Origin of the sequence: Halobaculum litoreum (assembly GCF_030127125.1) — an archaeon.
In the GTDB taxonomy this organism is placed as follows: Archaea; Halobacteriota; Halobacteria; order Halobacteriales; family Haloferacaceae; genus Halobaculum; species Halobaculum litoreum.
Genome location: NZ_CP126156.1, coordinates 2366219 through 2385513, shown reverse-complemented (window position 1 = coordinate 2385513; position 19295 = coordinate 2366219). Strand labels below are relative to the sequence as shown.

Below are 19295 nucleotides of genomic sequence, written 5' to 3'. Positions count from 1 at the left end.
CCCACCCAATCTCTCATGAAAGTCGCAGACGCCGTTCCGGAGTTCGCCGACGCGTTCGGGTTCGAGGAGTTCAACCGCATGCAGCGGGAGGCGCTGCCGGCCATCCTCGACCGCGACGAGAACGTCGTCGCGGCCGCCCCGACCGCCTCCGGCAAGACCGCGCTCGCGGAGTTGGCGATCTGTGAGACGCTGAAGACGGGCGGCACCGCGCTGTTCATCGCCCCCCTGCGCGCGCTCACCAACGAGAAGGAGGCCGAGTGGGAGCGCTTCGAGGACCTGGGCTACTCGGTGTACGTCGTCACCGGCGAGCGCGACCTCAACCCCCGCCGCGCCGAGCGCGCCGACATCCTCGTGATGACGCCCGAGAAGACCGACTCCGCGACGCGGAAACACGAGTCGGCCCGCTACGACTTCATCAACGACGTCGACTGCTGTGTCATCGACGAGGTCCACCTGCTCGACTCCGACAAACGCGGCGCGGTGCTGGAGGTGACCGTCTCGCGCCTGCGCCGCATCTGTGACCCCCGCGTGGTCGCGCTGTCGGCGACGATGCCCAACGTCGCCGACGTCGCCGAGTGGCTCGACGCGCCGCCGGAGACCACCTTCGAGTTCGGCGACGACTACCGGCCCGTCGACCTCGAGACCGGCGTGAAGACGTACACCCACGGCGACAACTCCTTCGCCGACAAGTACCGCCGGCTGTACCGCACGCTCGACCTCGCGGAGCCGCACATCCGCGAGGAGGGGCAGGCGCTCGTGTTCGTCTCCTCCCGGCAGGACACGGTGATGGCCGCGAAGAAGGCCCGCGACGAGGTCGCCGAGCGCGACCTGCCGATGGGCGCGCGCGGCGAGTACGACTTCCACAACGCCGCCAAGGAGCTGGACAACGACACCCTCCGCCACTCCGTCGTCGACGGCGTCGCCTTCCACCACGCCGGGCTCTCGAAGAACGACAAGGACCACGTGGAACGGTGGTTCAAGGAGGGGAAGATCCAGCTCCTCTTCTCCACCTCGACGCTCGCGTGGGGCGTGAACCTCCCCGCCCGCTGTGTCGTCATCCGCGACACGAAACACCACGACCCGCTGGAGGGCGAGGTGGACATCAGCCCGCTGGACGTGCTCCAGATGCTCGGCCGCGCGGGCCGGCCGGGGTACGACGACGTGGGGTACGGGTGGGTCGTCTGCGACCGCTCGGACGCCGACAAGTACCGAAAGCTGCTCCGCGAGGGCAAAGAGATCGAGTCGCGTCTCGCCGAGGACCTCGACTCCCACCTCAACGCCGAGATCGCGCTGGGCACCATCTCCGGGCTGGACGACGTGATGTCGTGGCTGGAGACGACGTTCTACTACGTGCGCGCCGGCACCAAGCCCGAGGAGTACGACTTCGAGGGCGTCCGCGACCGGGTGCGCGAGACGGTCGAGTCGCTCGTGGACCGCGGGTTCGTCGAGACCGACGAGACGCTCGGCATCGAGGCGACGACGCTCGGCCGCCTCGCCTCGAAGTACTACCTCCGCATGGAGACGGCCGAGCGGTTCGCGCAGTTGGGCGAGCGGCGGTCGATCGACGAGAACAGCGTACTCCACACGGTCGCCGCGGCCGCCGAGTTCGACTCCGCCTCGGCGCGCTCGGCCGAGGCCGACGCCGTCGACCGCGTGCTCGACGGGATCGACACGAGCCTCGAGGGCGGCAACCGGAAGGTGCTCGCCATCCTCCACGCCGCGGTCCGCGGCTCCACCCCGTCGGACCTGCGCTCGGACGCGTGGATCATCGAGCAGAACGCCCTGCGCCTGCTGGCGGCGCTGCGGGAGTTCGCCGACGCGGTCGCGGGGCCGCGCGCCGCCAACCTCGTCCGCCGCGTCGAGGCGCGCGTCGAACACGGCGTCAAACGCGAGGCCGTCGGCCTCACCGCCATCGAGGGCGTCGGCGAGGGGCGCGCCGAGCGCCTCGCCTCCGGCGGCCTCACGACCCCGGCGGACGTGGTGTCGGCGGGCGTCGACCGCCTCACGCGGGCGGGGCTGTCCGAGGGCGTCGCCGAGCGCGTGATCCGGCAGGCGGCGGACCTCCCGAACGCCGTCGTCGAGTGGGGGTCGTTCCCCGAGTCGATCGGCACCGCCGACAACGAGATGTGCGAGGTGACGGTGCGCAACGTCGGGGGGAACGCCCGCGCGGGGATCCGCGTGACGGCCAACGGCGTGGAGATGACCGAGAAGACGCTGTACTTCACCGACGAGACGACCGTCCCGGTCGGCGTGTTCGGCGCGCCCGGCGAGGCGGAGATGCGCTACGAGGTGGAGGTCGTCTACCCCGACCTGCCGTTGCTGCCGGAGGCGGACTCGCGGATCGTCAGCGTCGACTGACGCACCGCCGCGAACAGCGCCGCGGGGTCGTCGCGGTCGACCACCTCGTCGGCCGCCGACAGGTCGGTGTCGGCGTTGTGGTCGCCGCGGACGGCGATCGTGTACGCGCCCGCCCGGGACGCCGCGAGCACGCCGTTCTCGGAGTCCTCGACCGCGACCGCGCGGCTCGGCACGCCGCCCAGCTCCGCGATCGCCGCCTCGAACAGCCCCGGGTCGGGCTTCCCGGGGCCGTCGAACTCCTCGGCGGGGGCGACCACGTCGAACGCCAGATCGAAGCGGTCGACCACGGTCGCGATCCAGTCGCGCGGCGACGAGGAGACGAGTCCGACCGGGACGCCCTCGCCGCGGAGGCTCGCGACGAAGTCGGCGACGCCGTCGAGGAGCGCGACGCGCTCGCCGTAGACGGTGCGGGCGGTCTCGTCGTACAGCGCCATGAACTCGGCCTTGCTCACGGTCGTGTCGTAGTGCTCGGCGAGGTAGTCGTAGATCTCCCCGTAGTACATCCCCGTCACCTCGTCGAGGTCGGGGTGGGCGCCGTCGAGCACCGCCGGGAAGATCTCCTCGCGCTCGGCGGCGTGCCAGTAGTCCTCGGAGTCGACGAGCACGCCGTCCATGTCGAAACAGACGACGACCGGCGCGGCGTCGGCCGCGACCGCCTGCTCGGTGCCGGGCGCCGAGGACGACGCGTCGCCGGGGGCGTCGGTCGTGTCCGCCCCCGCGGTGGCGTCGGGCGCGTCGGTGCCGCCGGAGGCGTCGGCGTCGCCGTCGGATGACTCGGACATACCCCACCGTGCCGCTCCGGCGGGATGGACGTTCCGGCCCGCCGGGAGGCGCGCGGGCCGAGGGTCCAAGTAGGAGAGTGCGACCACTCGCCCCGTGCCAGCGACCTGTACCCTCCTCGCGGGCGACTGTACGACGCGCTTCGAGACGACGACCGGCGACGAACGGCTCCAGCGCGGGCGCGTCGTCGTCCTCGCGAAGCCCGACCGCACCCTGCTCGTCCACGACCGCTCCGGCTACCAGCCCGTCGCGTGGCTCACGCGCGCCGACTCCCTCACCGTCGAGGCCGACGACCGCGGCTTCGCGGTCACCGCCCACGACGCCGGCCGCACCCTCGCGGTGCGCTCGCACGACGCCGGCGACGTCGTCGAGTTCCCCGTCACCGACGCGGGGGTGCCGGTCGGCGAGTGTCCCGACCCCGACTGTGGCGCGGCGCTCGTGCGCGCCGGCGGCGACGTGGTGTGTCTCGGCTGCGGGGACGGCTACGGCCTCCCGTCGGGGGCGACGGTCCACGACGACCGGACGTGCGACGACTGCGGGCTCCCCGTGATGACCGTCGAGCGCGGCGCGTCGCTCGACCTGTGTGTCGACTACGCGTGCGACTCGCTGACCGACGCCGTCCGCGACGTGCTGGACCGGCGGTTCGACTGCCCGGACTGCGGGCGCGACCTGCGCGTCAGGGAGCACCGCGGCCGGGCGTTCCTCGGCTGCGACGGCTACCCCGACTGCGAGACGGCGTTCTCGGTGCCGGCGGGCACGTTCGCCGGGGAGTGTGCGTGCGGGCTCCCGCGGTTCGACACCGCGACCGCGACCCGGTGTCTGGACGGGACCTGCGAACTGGACCGCCCCGCCGACCCCGAACCGGGGCCGTGAACGCCGACGGCGACGCCGGCACGCGACCGACCGTCTCGCCGGACCACAGCCCCTATACCCGAACCTCCCGGCGGTACACAGGATGAACGCGACACTCGACGGCGACGTCGTCCGCGCCCGGGGCGACGCCCGCCAGCGGTTCCACGACGCACGGGGGTACGGCCGCGCCGACGGGCCCGACGTCACGCTCGCCCGCGTGGAGGCCGCCCACCTGCTGTACCGCGGCGACCTCGAGGCGGTCTCGGGGATGGGCTTCCGGGCGTTCTTCCGCGACAGCGTCGCGAGCGAGGCGGGGTTCGCCGCCCGGTTCCTCGTGTACACCGACCTGCGCGAGCGGGGGTTCTACCTCGCGCCCGCCCGCGACGGGTGGCCGGGCGCCGGGGGCGCCGCCGCCGAGGGCGCCGACGTGCTCGTGTTCGAGCGCGGGGAGAAGCCCGGCGGGCCGGTCGCCCACCGCGTCCGGGTGGTCGGCGAGCGCGAGGAGCTCGCGGCGGCCGACCTCGCGGGCGCGACGCTGGCGGTCGTCGACGAGGAGAGCGAGGTGTCGTACTTCGCGTGCGCCGCGGGCGGCGGCTTCGACGGCCGTACCGCCTACGACCTCCCGAGCGGCCTCGACGCGGACCTGCTCGACGACCGCGTCGTCTGCTGGAGCCCGCCCGCCGCCCTCTACGAGTCGGCGTTCTACGGCCAGCCCGTCTCGGGGCGCGACGACGCCGACGTGGACGCGCTCCAGCTGTCGCTGCTGGAGGCGGCGGACCTGGCCGCACGCGGGGCGGTCGACCTCGACCCCGAGGCCGTCGTCGACCGCGGGCGTGCCGTGGAGGGCGACCGCTTCGACCGCCGCCTCGCGGTGTACCGTCGGCTCCGGGACCGCGGCGTCGTCCCGAAGACGGGCTACAAGTTCGGCGCGGACTTCCGGACGTACGACGCCGTGGAGTCGGTCGCCGACCTCCCGCACTCCGAGCGACTCGTGCGGGTCGTCACCCCCGACCACCGGTTCCACCCGCGCGAGCTGGCGCTCGACGTCCGCCTCGCCGGCGGCGTCCGCAAGGAGATGGTGTTCGCGCTCGCCGACGGGGCGGACGTCGAGTACCTGACCGTCGGCCGGCTGACGCCCTGACGGCGGCGTGACCCCGGCACCGCGGCCGGGGGTGCGTCCGGCGGCCGGCCGCGTTTCAACCAAAAGACGTATTGACTCAACGCGAGAGTCGGCTATCGAATGGAGTACACGTTCCAGTGCGCCTGCGGCGCGGAGGTGTCCGACTTCACGCGCGGCGGCGACGTCGAAGTGAGCACCGTCGCCGTCTGCGACGACTGCGGCTCCGCGTACGGGCTCACGATCACGACCATCCAGCGCACCGTGGACTGAGAGGGCGACGCCGCCGGCCCGCCGTCCGGCCGCCCGCTCGCGCCGTTCAGAACTCGACCGCGACGCCGTCCGCGTCCGTCGCCGCGGCCCACAGGTGGGTCGCCGTCGCCGTGTCCAACACCGCCGAGCCGACGCTCTCCACGACGATCACGTCGTCGTCGGCCTCCCGGCCGGCCGCCCCCGCGAACACGTCCGAGAGCGGAGCGAGTCGCGCCGGGTCGACCCCGTTGTCGCGCACGTCGCCGATGCCCGCCACCTCCTCGGGCACGTCGGCGAACACGCGCGCGGCGCGTTCGAACGTCGCCCGGTCGAGTTCGCACATCCCGGCCTCGTAGGCGCCGACGGCGACGACGAGCGCGCCCGCGGCGAGGTCCTCGCCCGAGAGGACGGGCGTCTCGCTGGTCGTCGCGGTGACGACCACGTCGGCGTCGCGGACGGCCGCCGCGGGCGAGGCGACCGCCGCGGCGTCGACCCCGATCGCGGAGGGCCGCCGCACAGCCCTCGCGCGAGGCGGGCGTCGGCGAGAAGACCCGGGCGCGTTCGACCCCCGGGCGGCCGCGATCGCGCGGGTCTGCCACCGGGCCTGCCGGCCGGCACCGATCACCGCGAGGTCGACCGGCCCCGACCCCCGGGCGAGGTCCCGGGCGGCGAGCCCGCCGATACAGCCCGTCCGGGCGTTCGTGATGCGCTCGCCGGCGAACAGCGCCAGCGGCGCGCCGTTCGCGGCGTCGGTGAGCACCACCTGCGCCTGGACGGTCGGGCGGTCCGCGTCGGCGTTGCCGGGGAACACGGAGGCGAGCTTCGTCGCGTACGTCGGGTCGCCGTGGACGTACGCCGGCATCGCCAGTCCGGTGCCCGCGGGCTCGGCGCGCCCGTCGAGCCCCTCGCCGACCGGGAAGTGCGGGCGTTCGGGGCGTTCGACCTCGCCGCGGCCCTGCTTCAGGAAGGCGGTCTCGACGACCCCGAGCAGATCGTCGAGCGACAGCAGCGAGGCGACCGCGTCGTCGTCGAAGACGTGCATGGCCGTGGGTCGAGGCGGCACGACTTCCGTGTTTCCTCGCACGCCCGGCGGGCGACCCCGCCCGGGACGCCCCCGCCGCACAGCCCGAACACCCAAGTCCCATGTTTACACACCACACGTCATGCACGTCGTCGTGGTCGGGGGAGGCATCGTCGGGGTCGCGAGCGCGTACGAACTCGCCGTCCGCGGCGCCGACGTGACGCTCCTCGAACGGGGGCGTCTGGGCGCCGGCAGCACCGACCGCGCGCTCGGCGGCATCCGCGCGCAGTTCTCCACCCGCGTCAACGTCGCGTGCTCGGTCGCGTCCATCGAGGTGTGGGACGCGTTCGCCGAGCGGTTCGGCGTCGACATCGACCGCCGGCGGACGGGCTACCTGTTCTGTACGCGCGAGGAGGACACCGCCGACGCCTTCGCCGACCAGGTGGCGATGCAGGCGGAGTTCGGCGTCGACAGCCGGCTCGTCGACCCCGACGAGGCCGCCGAGATCTGTCCGGGGCTGCGCCCCGACGAGTTCGTCGCCGGCACGTACTGCCCGACGGACAGCTTCGCGGACCCCCACCTCGCGCTCCAGGGGTACGCCGGCGCCGCCCGCGAGGCGGGGGTCGAGATCCGGACGAACACGCCCGTCGCGGCGCTCGACCCGCGCGAGTCCGGCGTCCGGGTCGCGCTCGCGGCCGGCGCCGGCGAGGCGGTCGCGGCGGACGCCGTCGTCAACGCCGCCGGCGCGTGGGCGCCGCGGTTGGCCGAGACGGCCGGCTACGACCTGCCGATCGTGCCGCACCGCCGGCAGACCGCCGTCGTCGAGCCCGAGCGCCCGGTCCCGGAGACCGACCCGCTGGTCGTCGACGCCGACACGACCGCCCACTTCCGGCCCGAGCGCGACGGCCGCGCGCTCGTCGGGGGCCACTTCGCGGCGACGGACCCGGTCGTGACCGACCCGGACCGCTGCTCGGAGAAACCGGACACCGACTGGGCCGTCGAGGCGGTCGAGCGCGTCGGCGCGTTCGCCGACTACTTCGGCCCCGAGAGCCGCCTCGCGGGCGGGTGGGCCGGGCTGTACGCGGTGACGCCGGACCACCACGCCATCGTCGAGGAGTCGGTGCCGGGCGTCGTCACCGCCGCGGGGTTCTCCGGCCACGGCTTCCAGCACGCGCCGGCGACGGCGACGGCCGTCGCGGAGCTGGTGCTCGACGGCGCGTCGTCGACGGTCGACGTGTCGCCGCTGTCGCGCGAGCGGTTCGAGACGGGCGAGTCGCTCGTCGAGCGGAACGTCGCGTGAGCGGGTCGAGGAACGGACGGAAGCGGTCGAAGGAGCGGGGAAGGGAGAAGAGGAGAGGAAGAGAGGAGAGAGGGGAGAGGTGGGGAGACGGTCAGGCGCGATTGGTGTCGTCGGCGGAGTCGTCGAACTCGGTCAGCTCCGAGCGGGGTGCGGCCTCGTCGACGTCGTCGTCGCGCAGTTCCGCGGGATCGACGCGGTCGGGCGAGGCGAACTCCTCGTTGAGGAGCGCGCCGACGAAGCCGCCGACCGCGCCGAGCGCGCCGCCGTACAGCGCCGCGAGCAGCAGCGCGACGAAGAACACGCCGAACGCGACGAGCAGGCTCGAGCGCTGTCCGGGGCCGACGATGACGAACACCGACGCGATCAGCGTCGCCAGCACGGCGCCGGGGACCGCCGCGAGCAGGCCCGAGAGGCCGCCCACCTTCGCGCCCTCGGTGCGGTCGGGGCCGTGGAGGTAGCCGGCGACGGCCCCGCCGATGGCCGGGGAGAACGGCAGGAAGAACGTCACGAGCGACACGACCGCCCCGATGACGGCGTGTTTGAGGGTTCCGGGTGAGGATGTAGCCATACGAACAGTATCGTGCGGCGGGGGAATAAATACCGTCGGGGCGGGAGCGAACAGGCCGCACGGCGGGGCGACACGGAGCCGCGGTCCGGAACGACACGACTAACCCCCGACCGGACGGACGCGTACACAATCGAATGCGATTCCCACAGGCGCAGGTCGCGTTGCTGGAGGCCGCCAGCGCGACCGACGCGAAGCCGATCGAACAGCTCGCCGAGGAGACGGACCTGAAGCCCGAGACGGTCACCCGCGCGGCCTTCGACCTCCGCGACGAGGGGCTCGTCGCCGTCGACGAGCGCGTCGAGGAGTCGGCGACGCTCACCGACGAGGGCGAGACGTACCGCGAGGCCGGGCTGCCGGAGGTCCGCCTGTTCCGCGCGGCCCGCGACGCCGGCGGCACGGTGGGGATGGGCGAGGCCATCGGCGCCAGCGGGCTGGAGGGGCCCGAGGTCGACATCGCGCTCGCCAACTACGCCCGCAAGGGGTACGGCGTCGTCGACGGCGGCGAGGTGAGTGCCGACGCGGACGCCGACCCCGACGCCGACGAGGAAGCCGCCGCGCTCGACGCGCTCGCGGCCGGCGAGGTAGTCGAGGACGCGGGCCTGCTCGACCGGCTGGAGAGCCGCGGGCTGGTTGACGTCGACGAGACGACCGTCCGCTCGGTGACGCTCACCGACGCGGGCGTCACGGCGCTGATGGAGGGCGTCGAGGCCGCCGAGACCGTCGACCGCCTCACCCCCGAACTGCTCACCAGCGGCGAGTGGGAAGACGTCGAGTTCACCGAGTACAACGTCGAGGCCGACGCGCCCGCCGTCGAGGGCGGCCGCGAGCACGTCCTCCGCGGCGCCGCCGAGCGCGTGAAGGACGTGCTCGTCGGCATGGGCTTCCAGGAGATGGACGGCCCGCACGCCGACGCGGACTTCTGGATCAACGACTGCCTGTTCATGCCGCAGGACCACCCGGCGCGCACCCACTGGGACCGCTTCGCGCTGGACGTGCCGCCCGTGCGCGACCTCCCCGAGGGGCTCGTCGACCGCGTCGAGCACGCCCACCGCGAGGGCGTCGGCGAGGACGGCGACGGCTACCACTCGCCGTGGTCGGAGGACTTCGCGCGCGCCATCGCCCTGTGCGGGCACACCACGTCGCTGTCGATGCGCTACCTCTCGGGGTACGCCGACGCCGACTTAGAGCCGCCACAGCGCTACTTCTCGGTGCAGAAGGCGTACCGCAACGACACGCTCGACGCGACCCACCTGCTGGAGTTCTACCAGATCGAGGGGTGGGTGATGGCCGAGGACCTCTCCGTGCGCGACCTGATGGGCACCTTCGAGGAGTTCTACCGCCAGTTCGGCATCGAGGAGATCCGGTTCAAGCCGCACTACAACCCCTACACGGAGCCGAGCTTCGAGCTGTTCGGCGAACACCCCGAGACGGGCGAGGAGATCGAGATCGGCAACTCGGGGATGTTCCGCGACGAGGTGCTCGAACCGCTCGGGATCGACTGTGACGTGATGGCGTGGGGGCTCGCCTTGGAGCGGCTCGCCATGCTCACGACCGGCGCCGAGGACATCCGCGACCTGCACGGCACGCTCGCGGATCTGGAGTTCCTGCGGAACGCGGAGGTGACCTACTGATGCCAGTCGTCGACATCGACACGGACGAGCTGCGCGGCCTGACCGGCGAGGACAAGACCGACGAGGAGTTCAAGCAGGACCTGTTCGCGCTCGGCCTCGAGTACGAGGGCGACACCGAGGACGGCCTCCTCCAGTTCGAGTTCGGCCCGGACCGCCTCGACCGCCTGTCGGTCGAGGGGGTGGCGCGCTCGCTGCGCTACCAGTACGGCGCCGACCGCGGCGTGTACGTCCCCGAGACGAACGACGCCGACTGGACCATCGAAGTCGACCCCTCGGTGCCCGACGAGCGCCCCTACGTCACCGGCGCCGTCGTGCGCGGCGTGAACCTCGACGAGTCGGGGCTCGACTCGCTCATCCAACTGCAGGAGAAGCTGCACGCGACGATGGGGCGGGGCCGCGCGAAGGGCGCCATCGGCGTCCACGACCTCACGATGCTGAAGGGGCAGGCGCTCACCGAGGAGTCCGAGCCGTCGGGCACCATCAACGCCGCCTCCTCGGATCTGGGCGCGACCGAGAAGACCGTCACCTACCGCGGCGTCGACCCCGAGGGCGACCGCTTCGTCCCACTGGACGCGAACACCGACATGACGCCCGCGCAGGTGCTCACGGACCACCCGACCGGCGACACGTACGCGGAGCTGGTCGAGGATCTGGACCGCTACCCCGCGATCTACGACGAGCTGGGGCTGTTCTCGTTCCCGCCCGTCATCAACGGGTCGCGCACCGAGGTCGACGCCGGCTCCCGCGACCTGTTCATCGAGCTGACCGGCACCGACCAGTGGACCATCGACAAGATGTGCGTCATCCTCTGTTACGCCCTCTCCGCGCGCGGCGGCACCGTCGAGGAGGTGCAGGTGGACTACGCGGACGGCGCGACGTACCCCGACGAGTACGGGCCCGAGCTGCTCCGGCCGGACTTCGACACCGACGAGAAGTCCGTCACGCACGACCGCATCGAGACGATGCTCGGCGTGGAGGTGGAGCGCGACGAGGTCGTCGACCTGTTCGAGCGCTCCGGGATGGACGCCGCCTACTCGCTCGGCGAGGAGGAGACGGTGTACGACGTGACGGTGCCCCCGTACCGCGTCGACGTGCTCCACCCGCTCGACCTCGTCGACGACGTGGGCCGGGCGTACGGCTTCAACGAGTTGGAGCCCAGCTACCCCGACATCGGCACAATCGGCGGGCGCCACGAGCGCTCGCGGCTGGAGCGTGCGGTGCGCACGAGCCTCGTCGGCCTCGGCTTCGAGGACATGCTGAACTTCCACATGACCTCCGGGGCGGAGAACTACGACCGGATGCGCCTCGACGAGCGCGACCCCGGCGCGGACCTGTCCGAGGCGCCGCTCGGGGCGGAGCCGGCCGCCGTGATCACCAGCCCGTACAGCGAGGACTACACCCAACTGCGGACGTGGGCGCTCCCCTCGCTGGTGCAGGTGCTGGAGAACAACACCCACCGGACGTACCCGCAGGACCTCGCGGAGGTCGGCTTCGTCGCCCACCGCGACGACGACGTGAACACCCGGGTCGCCGAGGACTACCGCGTCGCGGGCGTGCTCGCCCGGACGGACGCCACCTACGAGGACGCGAAGGCGCGCGTGCAGGCCGTCTGCGACGACTTCGACGCCGACGTGGAGACGCCCGCGACCACCCACCCGAGCTTCCTCGACGGCCGGGTCGCCGCGGTCGTCGTCGACGGCGAGTCGGTCGGCGTGGTCGGCGAACTCCACCCGGCGGTGCTGGTGGAGCGCGACATGGAGGTGCCGGTCGCGGCGTTCGAGTTCTCGCTGTCGGCGCTCGAGTGAGCCGCGGCGGCGGCCGGGAACAGGTCCCGGGTCGCCGGCGCTCCACCCGAAGGGGGTCACGGCACGACGGCGGGCGGGCGGCCGCGCCGCCCGAACCGCGTGAGGGCGCCCCGAGCGGGGAGTCGCCCGAGGGGAACACCTTTCACGCCCTCCGACGCAGGCACGCGTATGAGCCTGACCGTCGAACGCGTGCTGGTCCCGGTGGACGGGAGCGACGAGTCACTGGAGGCGGTCGAGTACGCGGTCGCCGTCGCCGACGTCTACGACGCCGCGGTCCACGCGGTGTACGTGCTCGGCGAGGAGGTCGTCCGCGCCATCGAGGAGGCCGCCGTCGACGAGTCGGAGGTCGCCGAGGACACCGAGGCGTTCACCGACTCGGTCCGCGAGCTCGCCGAGGCCGAGGGCGTCCCCGTCTCCTCCTCGATCGCCTACGGCTTCTCGACGAAGCGCAAGACCACCCACCCCGGCTCGGTCGTGCTCGACACCGCCGAGGACGTCGACGCGGACTTCCTCGTCATCCCGCGCGAACCGCTCACGGGCGAGCCGGGGGAGGTGCTGGAGAAGGCCGCCGAGTACGTGTTGTTGTACGCGAGTCAGCCGGTCCTGTCCGTCTGAGCTGGCGGCGACGGTCGGGGTGGCGCGTCGCGTGCTACTCCGGCTTCGCCAACTGCGCGGTCATCTCCAGCTCGAACGACTCGGCGTCGCTCGTCTCGAAGCCGACCTTCTTGTACAGGCCGACCGCCGCGCGGTTCCACCGCTCGACGGTGAGCCACACGTGCTCGACGCCGTTGGCGGCGCCGTGGCCGAGCAAGGCCTTCATCAGGTGGGTGCCGATGCCCGAGCCCTGGTACTTCTGCAGGACGAAGATCGCGAGCTCGTACGCCTCGCCGTCCTCCACGAGGGTGGCGTGCCCGGCGACCGCGTCGCCGTCCCACGCGACGACGTTGTACCCCTCGCCGCCGAGGATCGTCTCCAGCCACGAGCGCACGTCCGCCTCGCGGCTCGGCGGGATCCCCTGTGCGCGGTCGGCGGGGTCGAACGCGGTGTACATCTCCACGAGCGCCTCGAACTCGGCTTCCCCCGCCTCGCCCTCGGCGTCGGGCGGGTACGGTCGGATCTCGATGGTGCGGTCGTCGCGGTCGACGAACGACAGCGGCGGCGGGTCGAACGGGCCCGCCGGCTCCTCGGGGTACATGCGGTCCCCGGTCATCGGACCAGTTTCACGGAGACGTGTGAGTTCAGCAGGACGAACTGGGCGATGCTGCCGAGGTTGATCTTCCCCATCGGGCTCGTCTCGCCGCCGCCGAGGGCGATCATGTCGAACCCCTCGTCCTCGGCGATGTCGACGATCTGGCTCCCGGCGTCGCCGTCGACGCGGCGGACGTCGGCGTCGATGCCGGCGTCGCCGAGGACCGCGCGGACGCGCTCCTCCACCTCCTCGGGCGTGCGCTCGGAGCGGGGGTTCTCGACGACCGCGACGGTGAGGTCGTCGCCGGCGGCCCGCGCCCGCTCGACGGTGTCCTCCAACGCACGGAGGGAGTCCTCGCTCCCGCCGACACCCAGCAGTACCTTCATGCGCCGACCGTCGGTAGGCCCGGACAAAAGCGTGCCGCCGCCGCCGCGACCGACGGACGGGACGGCGGTCGCCGCGCTCGACGGCGCTCGACGACGCTCGACGACGACCGACGGCGCCGACCGGACCGCCGGCGTCCGCCGCGCGTCGGACGGACGGGAACGGCTTTTTATCGGTCGCTCGGCTACGGGCGCGCATGACCGACGACACGGCGGCCGACGGCGGCGAGGAACTCGTCGACGCGGGGGAGTCCGGGGACGCCGCCCCCGACGACGAGCGACCGGCCGCCGGGGACGAGGCGGTGACGACCGACGACGACCGCGACGGCGGGGCGGACACGGAGGCAGAAGCGGAGACGGACACGGACACGGAGGCAGAAGCGGAGACGGACACGGACACGCAGGCGGACGCGGATGCCGGCGGGGAGACGGCGGGGTCGGTGCCGGGACCGGACGTCGGCGCCGACGTGCCGGGCGTCGACGCGGACGTCCCCGACGACGTCGCGAAGTACGACCGCTTCCAGAAGATGGAGCGCGCGGAGTACGACCGGGTCAACGAGTTCCTCCGCGACCGGACGTACGTCACCGCCCGCGAGTGGGCGATCGCGCGGCTGTGTGCGGACTTCCGGACGGAGACGGGCGTCGAGATGACGAAGATCGGCGAGAACCTCCCGCGGCTCGTGCCGTTCATGACGGACACCTACACGCCGCAGGCGGTGAACCAGGCGCGGGCGGCGTTCGAGGAGAAGGTGCGCAAGGCGGGCGCGACGTTCCTCTACGGCGCGATGTCGGGCTTCTTCACCGCCGAGGACCTCGACGACGTGATGTACGAGTCGACGGAGGTCGCGAAGTTCCTGCTCGAAGTGGAGGGCGCGGACCTCGCCGTCGAGGAGGAGCTGGCCGCCGAGGACAAGATCTCCTCGGTGATGCGCGACGTCCGCGAGGCGAGCGCGGAGGTGCGCGGCGAGGAGGTCAAGTGCCCCGAGTGCGGGCACGTCCACGAGTCCTGAGTCGCCGGCCCCCGTCCCGAGCGGCCGCGCGCCACGGCGGACGCGGCGGGTGCTCGGCGGGCGCGAGTCGGGGGCCAGAAGCCGGAGGGGGCGGAGCCGCGCGGGGTGGGGAGTCCCGCGACCTCAGTCCAACAACAGCAGCGACGGGTTCTCCAGCCGCTCCATCACGTAGTTCGTGAACCGGCCGGCCTCGGCGCCGTCGATGACGCGGTGGTCGATCGACAGCGACAGCGGGAGCGTGTGCGCGGCGCGCACCTCGCCGTCCTCGGCGACCGGGCGCTCGTCGATGGCGCCCAGCCCCATGATCGCCGTCTCGGGGTAGTTGATGATCGGGGTGGCGTACTCGCCGCCGATGGCGCCGAAGTTGGTGATCGTGAACGTGCCGCCCTGCATCTCCTCGCGGGTGACCTTGCGCTCGCGGGCGCGGGTGGCCAGATCGTTCACCTCGTCGGCGAGTCGGAGGATCGACTTCTCGTCGACGTTCTTCACGACCGGCACCATCAGCCCCGCGTCGGTCGCGACGGCGATGCCGAGGTTGTACTCCTTCTTCAGGAGGATCTCCTCCTCCTCTTCGCGGAGTTCGGAGTTGAGCGTCGGGAACTCCTTGAGCCCGGCCACGAGCGCCTTCATCACGAACGGCATGTAGCTGAGCTTCACGTCGCGCTCGGCGGCGTGGGCCTTCAGCTCGGCGCGCGTGTCGACCAGCTCGTCGACGACGGCGGTGTCGTGGTGGGTGACGTGCGGCGCCGTGTACTTCGACTGCGACATCTGCTCGCCGATGGTGCGCCGGACGCCCCGGTACGGCACCGACTCCGGCTCCCGGCTCGCGGCCGCGCCGTTGCCCGCCGCGGCGGCGGGGCGGGCGCGCCGGTGTCCTCGGCTTCGGCCGCCTTCGCGTCCTTCACGGCCTGCGCGTACTGTCGGACCTGCTCGGTCGAGACGAACGCCTCGCCGTCGCGGGTCTCCTCCGTCGGCACGTCGTTCAGGTCGACGCCCGCGTCCGTGGCGGCCTTGCGGGTCGCCGGCACCGCGAGCGTGCGGTCGCGACCCGCGGCCTCGACCGAGGACGGCGCCGCGCCGACGCCACCCGCCGCGGCGGCGTCGGAGGCGCCCTTCTTCGAGACGGCCGACTTCTTCGAGCCGATGTCGACCTGCTTCGGGCCCGAGGACTCCTCGGCGTCCCCGTCCGTTCCGTCGTCGGACTCGGCGTGCGCGCGCACGTCGCCCTCGGTGACGCGGCCGCCGGGGCCGCTCCCTCGACCGCGCCGATGTCGACGCCGAGCTCGCGGGCGAGGCGGCGTGCGGAGGGCGGCGCGAACACGCGACCGCTCGACGGCGCGGGCGCCTCGTCGGCGTCGACCGTCGTGTCGGCCGCCGCCTCCGCCTCCGGTTCGGGCTCGGAGTCGGCCGCCTCCGCGGCCGCCGGCTCGGCCTCGTCGTCGTCGCCGTCGACCGTGTACGTGATGATCACGTCGCCGACGGGGACCATCTGTCCCTCCTCGACGTGCAGTTGCTTCACCGTCCCGTTGTACGGGGACGGCACCTCGACGAGCGCCTTGTCCGTCTCGACCTCGGCGACCGGCTGGTCCTCCGTGACCGTGTCGCCCGGCGCGACCAGCCAGTTGACGAGCTCCCCCTCGGCGACGCCTTCGCCGACGTCGGGGAGTTTGAACTCCTTCTCGGCCATGGTCAGAACTCGACCGCCTCTTTGATACCGTCGGCGACTCGGGCCGCGTTCGGCATGTAGTAGTCCTCCAGCGCGTACAGCGGGTACGGCACGTCGTAGCCCGTCACGCGCGAGACCGGCGCCTCCTGGTACAGCAGCGCCTCCTCCTGGAGGGTCGCGGTGATCTCGCCGGCGAGGCCGCCCGTCTTGGGCGCCTCGTGGACGACGCACGCGCGGCCGGTCTTCTTGAACGACTCGACGATGGACTCCCGGTCCAGCGGCGAGACGGTGCGGAGGTCGACGACCTCCGCGTCGATGCCCTCCTCGGCCAGCTCCTCGGCCGCCTCCAGCGAGGGTCGGGTCATCGCGCCGTAGGTGAACACCGAGACGTCGGCCCCCTCGCGGCGGGTGACGGCCTCGCCGATCGGCACCTCGTAGTCGCCCTCGGGCACCTCGCCGCGGAACGCGCGGTAGATGAGCTTCGGCTCCATGAACACGACCGGGTCGGGGTCGCGGATCGCCGAGATGAGCAGCCCCTTCGTGTCGTACGGCGTCGAGGGGATGACCACCTTCAGGCCGGCCTCGTGGGCGTAGAACGCCTCCTTCGACTCGGAGTGGTGTTCGGGCGCGCGGATCCCGCCGCCGTACGGCATCCGGAGCACCATCGGGAGCGTGTAGCGACTGCGCGACCGGGTGCGCAGGCGGGCCATGTGGCTCACGATCTGGTCGAAACCGGGGTAGGCGAACCCGGAGAACTGGATCTCCGGCACCGGCTTCAGCCCCATCGCGGCCATCCCGACGGCGGTGCCGATGATGCCGGACTCCGCCAGCGGCGTGTCGACGACCCGGTGTTCGCCGAACTCGTTGTACAGGCCCTCGGTGGCGCGGAACACGCCGCCGTTCTTGCCGACGTCCTCGCCCATCACGAGCACGTCGTCGTCCAACTCCATCTCGGTCGCGAGCGCGTCGCGCACCGACTGTACCAGCGTCAGGTTCTGCGTGGCTTCTTGTTCTTGTGTGCTCATGGTGTCACTCCTCCAGGAACGCCTCGTCGCCGTACGTCTCGCGCAGTCGCGCGAACTCCTCGGCCTGCCGCCGGATCTCCGGCGTCTGCTCCGCGAACACGTGGTCGAACATCGTCGACGGGTCCGCCCGGACGGTCGACTCCGCCGCGTCGATGGCGGCCGCGACCTCCTCGCGGACGGACTCCTCGACCTCGGCGACGCGCTCGTCGTCGAGGATCCCCTGGTTCCGCAGGAACTTCTCCAGCCGCGGGATGGGGTCTTTGGCCTTCCACTTCTCCACCTCCTCGTCCTCGCGGTAGACGGTCGGGTCGTCGGCGGTCGTGTGTGCGCCGAAGCGGTACTGGACCGCCTCGATCAGCGTCGGGCGCAGTTCGCCCTCGCCGGGGTCTTTCGCCTTCTCCAGCGCCTCGGTGGTCGACTTGTACACCGCCAGCGGGTCCATCCCGTCGACCTGCACGCCTTCGAAGCCGTAGGCGATGGCCTTCTGGGCCAGCGTCTCGCTGGCGGTCTGCCGCTCGCGCGGCACCGAGATGGCCCACTGGTTGTTGTTGCAGAAGAACACCGTCGGCGTGTCGAACACGCCCGCGAAGTTCAACCCCTCGTGGAAGTCGCCCTCGCTCGTGGCGCCGTCGCCGAAGTAGCAGATGAACCCGGTGTCCGTCTCGCCGTCGTTCTTGAGTTTGTCCGCCCACGCCATCCCGGTCGCGTGCGGGATCTGGCTGGCGATGGGCACGGCGGGGGTGAACACGTTCGCGTCCTCGGGGATGAGGCTCCCGCGCTCGTCGCCCATCCAGTACAGCAGCGTCTCCTTCAGCGGGAGGCCGCGGACCATCGCGGCGCCGTGCTCCCGGTAGGAGGGGACGAGCCAGTCGTCCTCGGCCAGCGCCATCGCCGAGCCGACCTGCGCGCCCTCCTGTCCCGACAGCGGCGGGTACGTCCCCATCCGCCCCTGTCGCTGGAGGGACACCGCCCGCTCGTCGAAGTGGCGGGCGAGCTTCATGTGGCGGTACATCGCGACGAACTCGTCGTCCGACAGCTCCGGCACGTCGCCGACGACGCCGCCGTCCTCGTCGAGGACCTGGACCATCCCGTCGCGGGGGTCGCGCTCGAGCGTACTCATAGTACCCACCTTCGCATACGCGAACGCTGTCCGCCCCGCGTGATAGTGTTTTCGTAAATAGTTTACTGTGACCAGAAATACTGCCAAGAACTGGCACACCGTCGAACCCGAGCGGCCATCCCCGGCCGAACGGTCAGTTGTCGTCCGGTGTTCGGCGATATTTTCCGTGAACTGGCGGAAACCGCCACCGATCCTTGACAATCGTTGATGCAGGCGGGGACGCCGGCGCCGGCGTCGAGGGGGACTGGGCGGCGGCGGCGCCGGCCAGTCGGCCGCGCGGGCCGCCTCGCGGGCCTCCTCGACGCTGGCCCCGTCCCGGAGCAGGGCCTCGACGAAGAACTCGCCCGCCTTGTACGACGAGCGGACCATCGGTCCCGAGGCGCAGTAGAGGAAGCCGAGCTCCGCCTCGGCGACGCGTTTCCACGTGTCGAACGCGTCCGGGTGGACGTACTCGAACACGTCGAGGTGCGAGCGCGACGGCTGGAGGTACTGTCCGAGGGTGACGATGTCGACGCCGACGTTGCGGAGGTCCCGCAGGGTGCGGTACACCTCGTGGTCGTACTCTCCGAGCCCGAGCATGACGCTGGTCTTCGTGTGGACGTCGGACTCGCGGTCGACGCGCTCCAGCACGTCGAGCGTCTGGGCGTAGGTGGCGCGGCGGTCGCGGACGGGCCACTGGAGGCGCTCGACGGTCTCGACGTTGTGGGCGATGACGTCCGGTTCGGCGTCGACGATCCGGTCGACCGCGTCGGGGTCGCCGCCGAAATCCGGGATCAGTACCTCGACGAGCGTCTCGGGGTCGCGGCGCTTGATCTCGCGGATCGTCTCCGCGAAGTGGCGCGAACCCCCGTCGGCGAGGTCGTCGCGGTCGACGGAGGTGAGCACGACGTACTCCAGCCCGATCTCGGTCACCGCCTCGGCGACGTTGGCGGGCTCGTCGGGGTCGAGCGGCTCCATGCCGCCGGTCTCGACGTCACAGAAGTTGCAGCCGCGCGAGCAGCGGTCCCCCATGAGCATGAACGTCGCCGTCCCCGGCCCGTCGCGCCCGGACCAACACTCCCCGAGGTTGGGGCAGTTGGCCTCCTCGCAGACCGTGTGGAGGTCGTGGTCGCGCAGCGTGGACTTGATCTCGGTGAAGCGCCGGCCGGACGGCGGGCGCATCTTCAGCCAGTCGGGCTTCCGCCGCCGACTACTCATACCTCAGTCTTCGTCCCGGGG

At 72.2% G+C, this 19295-nt stretch carries 16 protein-coding genes and 2 pseudogenes; 9 read left to right on the top strand and 9 right to left on the bottom strand.

Annotated features, from left to right (window positions below):
• The first annotated feature begins 15 nt into the window (after nt 1-15).
• Nucleotides 16-2358, top strand: coding sequence for a DEAD/DEAH box helicase (locus tag P0R35_RS13000; RefSeq protein WP_284012878.1), 2343 nt, complete (start codon nt 16-18; stop codon nt 2356-2358).
• Here P0R35_RS13000 and P0R35_RS12995 read toward each other — a convergent pair.
• On the bottom strand, nt 2301-2972 hold the full coding sequence (locus tag P0R35_RS12995) for an HAD family hydrolase (protein ID WP_284014639.1): 672 nt from the start codon (nt 2970-2972) through the stop codon (nt 2301-2303). The two genes, P0R35_RS13000 and P0R35_RS12995, sit on opposite strands and share 58 nt — an antisense overlap.
• A gap of 262 nt (nt 2973-3234) precedes the next feature.
• On the opposite strand from P0R35_RS12995, the gene P0R35_RS12990 reads away from it, so the two are divergent.
• The 3 genes from P0R35_RS12990 (at nt 3235) to P0R35_RS12980 (ending at nt 5380) form a co-directional block, all read left to right on the top strand.
• Complete coding sequence (locus tag P0R35_RS12990) at nt 3235-4011, top strand: topoisomerase DNA-binding C4 zinc finger domain-containing protein (RefSeq protein ID WP_284012877.1); 777 nt, start codon at nt 3235-3237, stop codon at nt 4009-4011.
• A gap of 82 nt (nt 4012-4093) precedes the next feature.
• Nucleotides 4094-5131 (top strand): tRNA-intron lyase, encoded by a 1038-nt coding sequence (gene endA / locus P0R35_RS12985; protein WP_284012876.1) that lies wholly within the window; start codon nt 4094-4096, stop codon nt 5129-5131.
• Between the two features lie 99 nt (nt 5132-5230).
• Nucleotides 5231-5380 carry a hypothetical protein gene (locus tag P0R35_RS12980; protein WP_284012875.1) on the top strand — a complete coding sequence of 50 codons (150 nt, stop codon included), beginning with the start codon at nt 5231-5233 and terminating at the stop codon, nt 5378-5380.
• A gap of 46 nt (nt 5381-5426) precedes the next feature.
• Here the strand turns inward: P0R35_RS12980 and P0R35_RS12975 are convergent, their stop codons facing one another.
• Complete coding sequence (locus P0R35_RS12975; RefSeq protein ID WP_284012874.1) at nt 5427-6401, bottom strand: ornithine cyclodeaminase family protein; 975 nt, start codon at nt 6399-6401, stop codon at nt 5427-5429.
• Nucleotides 6402-6522: 121 nt separating this feature from the next.
• On the opposite strand from P0R35_RS12975, the gene P0R35_RS12970 reads away from it, so the two are divergent.
• Nucleotides 6523-7680 (top strand): NAD(P)/FAD-dependent oxidoreductase, encoded by a 1158-nt coding sequence (locus P0R35_RS12970; protein WP_284012873.1) that lies wholly within the window; start codon nt 6523-6525, stop codon nt 7678-7680.
• A gap of 91 nt (nt 7681-7771) precedes the next feature.
• On the opposite strand, the gene P0R35_RS12965 is transcribed toward P0R35_RS12970, so the two are convergent.
• Complete coding sequence (locus P0R35_RS12965; protein WP_284012872.1) at nt 7772-8248, bottom strand: DUF5518 domain-containing protein; 477 nt, start codon at nt 8246-8248, stop codon at nt 7772-7774.
• A 134-nt stretch (nt 8249-8382) separates the two neighbouring features.
• Here P0R35_RS12965 and pheS point away from each other — a divergent pair, with 134 nt between their 5' ends.
• The 3 genes from pheS to P0R35_RS12950 all read left to right on the top strand — a co-directional run bounded on the left by pheS (nt 8383) and on the right by P0R35_RS12950 (nt 12299).
• Entirely contained in the window at nt 8383-9879 is a 1497-nt protein-coding gene (pheS, locus tag P0R35_RS12960) for a phenylalanine--tRNA ligase subunit alpha (RefSeq protein WP_284012871.1), read from the top strand.
• On the top strand, nt 9879-11684 hold the full coding sequence (gene pheT, locus P0R35_RS12955) for a phenylalanine--tRNA ligase subunit beta (protein ID WP_284012870.1): 1806 nt from the start codon (nt 9879-9881) through the stop codon (nt 11682-11684). The genes pheS and pheT overlap by 1 nt, the downstream gene beginning before the upstream one ends.
• A 168-nt stretch (nt 11685-11852) precedes the next feature.
• Nucleotides 11853-12299 (top strand): universal stress protein, encoded by a 447-nt coding sequence (locus P0R35_RS12950; protein ID WP_284012869.1) that lies wholly within the window; start codon nt 11853-11855, stop codon nt 12297-12299.
• A gap of 34 nt (nt 12300-12333) precedes the next feature.
• On the opposite strand, the gene P0R35_RS12945 is transcribed toward P0R35_RS12950, so the two are convergent.
• Together P0R35_RS12945 and P0R35_RS12940 are read right to left on the bottom strand one after the other, a co-directional pair.
• A complete protein-coding gene (locus P0R35_RS12945; RefSeq protein ID WP_284012868.1) occupies nt 12334-12894 on the bottom strand; it encodes a GNAT family N-acetyltransferase in 561 nt (186 codons plus the stop codon).
• A complete protein-coding gene (locus tag P0R35_RS12940; RefSeq protein ID WP_284012867.1) occupies nt 12891-13259 on the bottom strand; it encodes a universal stress protein in 369 nt (122 codons plus the stop codon). Before P0R35_RS12940 ends, P0R35_RS12945 begins: the two co-directional genes overlap by 4 nt.
• Nucleotides 13260-13453: 194 nt before the next feature.
• On the opposite strand from P0R35_RS12940, the gene P0R35_RS12935 reads away from it, so the two are divergent.
• Complete coding sequence (locus P0R35_RS12935) at nt 13454-14266, top strand: DUF5806 family protein (RefSeq protein WP_284012866.1); 813 nt, start codon at nt 13454-13456, stop codon at nt 14264-14266.
• Nucleotides 14267-14389: 123 nt separating this feature from the next.
• Here P0R35_RS12935 and P0R35_RS12930 read toward each other — a convergent pair.
• The 4 genes and pseudogenes from P0R35_RS12930 to lipA all read right to left on the bottom strand — a co-directional run.
• Nucleotides 14390-15953 (bottom strand): annotated as a pseudogene (locus P0R35_RS12930) (dihydrolipoamide acetyltransferase family protein).
• 2 nt (nt 15954-15955) lie between these two features.
• Entirely contained in the window at nt 15956-16957 is a 1002-nt protein-coding gene (locus P0R35_RS12925) for an alpha-ketoacid dehydrogenase subunit beta (protein ID WP_284012865.1), read from the bottom strand.
• Nucleotides 16958-16961: 4 nt separating this feature from the next.
• Nucleotides 16962-18077, bottom strand: coding sequence for a pyruvate dehydrogenase (acetyl-transferring) E1 component subunit alpha (gene pdhA, locus P0R35_RS12920; RefSeq protein WP_284014638.1), 1116 nt, complete (start codon nt 18075-18077; stop codon nt 16962-16964).
• Nucleotides 18078-18347: 270 nt separating this feature from the next.
• A pseudogene (gene lipA / locus P0R35_RS12915) lies at nt 18348-19274 on the bottom strand (lipoyl synthase); the annotation flags it as partial.
• Nucleotides 19275-19295 lie beyond the last annotated feature (21 nt).

What these genes read in the sequence shown, in the direction of transcription:
- P0R35_RS13000 (WP_284012878.1), top strand. Translation starts at nt 16, where the DNA reads ATGAAAGTCGCAGACGCCGTTCCGGAGTTCGCCGACGCGTTCGGGTTC.
- P0R35_RS12995 (WP_284014639.1), bottom strand. Translation starts at nt 2,972, where the DNA reads ATGGACGGCGTGCTCGTCGACTCCGAGGACTACTGGCACGCCGCCGAG.
- endA (WP_284012876.1), top strand. Translation starts at nt 4,094, where the DNA reads ATGAACGCGACACTCGACGGCGACGTCGTCCGCGCCCGGGGCGACGCC.
- P0R35_RS12980 (WP_284012875.1), top strand. Translation starts at nt 5,231, where the DNA reads ATGGAGTACACGTTCCAGTGCGCCTGCGGCGCGGAGGTGTCCGACTTC.
- P0R35_RS12975 (WP_284012874.1), bottom strand. Translation starts at nt 6,401, where the DNA reads ATGCACGTCTTCGACGACGACGCGGTCGCCTCGCTGCTGTCGCTCGAC.
- P0R35_RS12970 (WP_284012873.1), top strand. Translation starts at nt 6,523, where the DNA reads ATGCACGTCGTCGTGGTCGGGGGAGGCATCGTCGGGGTCGCGAGCGCG.
- P0R35_RS12965 (WP_284012872.1), bottom strand. Translation starts at nt 8,248, where the DNA reads ATGGCTACATCCTCACCCGGAACCCTCAAACACGCCGTCATCGGGGCG.
- pheS (WP_284012871.1), top strand. Translation starts at nt 8,383, where the DNA reads ATGCGATTCCCACAGGCGCAGGTCGCGTTGCTGGAGGCCGCCAGCGCG.
- pheT (WP_284012870.1), top strand. Translation starts at nt 9,879, where the DNA reads ATGCCAGTCGTCGACATCGACACGGACGAGCTGCGCGGCCTGACCGGC.
- P0R35_RS12950 (WP_284012869.1), top strand. Translation starts at nt 11,853, where the DNA reads ATGAGCCTGACCGTCGAACGCGTGCTGGTCCCGGTGGACGGGAGCGAC.
- P0R35_RS12945 (WP_284012868.1), bottom strand. Translation starts at nt 12,894, where the DNA reads ATGACCGGGGACCGCATGTACCCCGAGGAGCCGGCGGGCCCGTTCGAC.
- P0R35_RS12940 (WP_284012867.1), bottom strand. Translation starts at nt 13,259, where the DNA reads ATGAAGGTACTGCTGGGTGTCGGCGGGAGCGAGGACTCCCTCCGTGCG.
- P0R35_RS12935 (WP_284012866.1), top strand. Translation starts at nt 13,454, where the DNA reads ATGACCGACGACACGGCGGCCGACGGCGGCGAGGAACTCGTCGACGCG.
- P0R35_RS12925 (WP_284012865.1), bottom strand. Translation starts at nt 16,957, where the DNA reads ATGAGCACACAAGAACAAGAAGCCACGCAGAACCTGACGCTGGTACAG.
- pdhA (WP_284014638.1), bottom strand. Translation starts at nt 18,077, where the DNA reads ATGAGTACGCTCGAGCGCGACCCCCGCGACGGGATGGTCCAGGTCCTC.